Here is a 1,674-nt window from a genome sequence, read left to right on the forward strand (position 1 = left end):
AAAGGACTTAGTCCTGTACAATACAGAACTAAATCCTTTGGGTAAATTAATTGTCTAACTTTTTGGGGGCAGTACATCTTTTGTCCCAACCTCTTTCTTTTACCTATCTTTTTTGAAAAAATGGACATTTTCCTATTTATCATTGAAATTATAGGCCTGATTTGATATGATAAAACTATGACAAAAAAAAGAACAAACCGAAAAGAAAACGACAAGAAGAGAAGAAATTTGTGGATTATTGTGGGGCTTCTATTCTTCACAATCTTAACATTAGGTGCTGGTATTGCTTATAAAGTCTTGACGAAGCAAGCTTTTGAACAAAAAATTGAAGCACTGAAAAAAGAAAAAGATGATTCCTATTCACAAGGAAGTCAGAAAGATCATTTTCGTAAGGGGCAGGCAGAAATCATCACCTACTATCCTATGACGGGGGACAAGGTCATTACCTCTGTTCAGGATATCATTGTAAAAGATATTACGGATAAGGTAGAAGATAAAGAACATTTGATTTTTTACTACTCTGAAAAAGATTCTTCTTCTTCCATCAAAGGTGTGGAGAGCCATCTTGTAAAAAAACAGGCCTATGACCTGAGTGATTCTACTGTTGTGGAATTAGAAAATACCTCATTAGATCAGCTTTATCTTAAGGAAGATGGGACCCTGTTTACTTTAGATCAACTCTTTACAGATGCTAGCAAAGCTAAGGAAAAGTTTCTTGAGGATATCAAGTCAACACTTCTTGATAAAAAGATTGAACAAACTCTTGTTGATCAAGTAATAGCCGATTTTACAGCTAGCGATTTATCATCTTGGAAGTTTGCATACAAAGATAGTCAATTGGTTCTTTATCCAATCAAAGCAACCAATAATGTAGAAGAAATAGCTTTGCCTATTTCAGACTTCTTTGATGTTATCCAATCGTCCTATCTAACTGAAAAGGATGCAGAACTTTATAAGAAGGCTCAGGCTGAGAAAAATAAAAAAGTAGTAGCTCTTACCTTTGATGATGGACCGGATGGAAATACAACTCCACAAGCTTTAGATATTCTAGCCAAGTACAAGATCAAAGCAACCTTCTTTGTACAAGGAAAAAATATTGCAGGTAATGAGTCGATTCTTAAACGTATGCAGTCTGAAGGTCATGAAGTTGGAAACCATAGTTGGAATCACCCAGTTTTAACAAAACTGTCATTGGAAGACGCTAAGAAACAGCTTACAGATACCGAAGATGCTATTACAAAAGTTCTTGGCAAAAGCTCTAAATTGATGCGTCCACCATACGGTGCAATCTCAGATGATATTCGTAATAGCCTTGATTTAAGCTTTATCATGTGGGATGTGGATAGTTTGGATTGGAAGAGTAAAAATGAAGCTGCGATTTTGACAGAAATTCAGCGTCAGGTAAGCAATGGCTCTATCATTTTGATGCATGATATCCATCAAACATCTGTTAATTCACTACCAAAAGTAATTGAGTATCTACAGGAACAAGGTTATAGTTTTGTGACTGTATCAGATCTACTCAACACTCGTTTGAAGCCACATGAGATTTACTATTCTCGTAACCAATAAGTTCACAGTAGGCAAATATTTAAAAAAATGCCCTGTTGTAAAATGAAGTGCAACACAAAAGACATGTTCATCTGATATACTAGAGTTGCAAAAAACAGTATA

General features: G+C 35.1%; 1 protein-coding gene. It reads left to right on the plus strand.

All coding sequences use genetic code 11. The annotated features are described in order from the left end of the window. Positions 1 to 177 precede the first annotated feature (177 nt). Positions 178 to 1,572, plus strand: a complete 1,395-nt coding sequence (pgdA, locus tag K1I67_RS09565; protein WP_223339738.1) for a peptidoglycan-N-acetylglucosamine deacetylase PgdA — start codon at positions 178 to 180, stop codon at positions 1,570 to 1,572. Positions 1,573 to 1,674: the final 102 nt, after the last annotated feature.

It is taken from the genome of Streptococcus infantis (genome assembly GCF_019929575.1).
Classification (GTDB): domain Bacteria; phylum Bacillota; class Bacilli; order Lactobacillales; family Streptococcaceae; genus Streptococcus; species Streptococcus infantis_L.

Coding starts and splice junctions, on each gene's coding strand:
- pgdA (WP_223339738.1), top strand. CDS start 178: ATGACAAAAAAAAGAACAAACCGAAAAGAAAACGACAAGAAGAGAAGA.